The following is a 602-nucleotide window of genomic DNA, read 5'->3' as shown; positions in this document are numbered from 1 at the left end:
CGACGAATTGGAGTAATCGGGCATAGTGAAGGAGCGACTATTGCCGCTATTGCTGCTTCAAGGATTCCGAAAATCAGATGTTTACTCGCTCTTAATGGGCCTGTCTTGCGGGGCTACGAAGACATTTTACTCACCACCGAGCAGCGGCTACGAGAAGCAGGTATAGCCGACGATACGATTCGTTCCTATCTAATCAACATGCGGCTTTACTTAAGTCGCTCTGCATCTACTCCACTGGAAAAAAGAAGAGTAGCCGCCCAGCACATGGTTCGGTTTGAGATGAACAGACTACCTGTTGACCAACGAGCGAAGATCACAAAGGCCGACATCGAATCGGCAGTAAATAGTCAGCTGCATGAGGTGCTATCTCGTTGGGAGCAGCACTACTTAAGCTTAAACCCTACTGTTTATTACCAGAAATTAAGTTGCCCAATCGGTTTATTGTTTTCAGATAGTGAAGTGGCAGGTCTGCTCTCTAAGCGACTGTTCGAATTCAAAAAAGTGTTCAACACGGTTAATCCGGCTCGTCCAATACGGCAAATTAAGCACGTAGACCATAACTTAATTACGACCGATCAGCGTCCCAAAGCCGTCTCATCGGC

1 protein-coding gene is annotated in these 602 nt (G+C 47.0%); it reads left to right on the top strand.

The window, feature by feature from the left end; translation table 11 throughout:
- Window positions 1–602 (top strand): acyl-CoA thioester hydrolase/BAAT C-terminal domain-containing protein (locus ACYVEA_RS34730; protein ID WP_461117927.1); only part of this gene is annotated, 602 nt, incomplete at both ends.

The sequence above is a fragment of the Spirosoma jeollabukense genome, from assembly GCF_054777855.1.
This window is presented reverse-complemented; position numbering and strand designations above follow the sequence as displayed.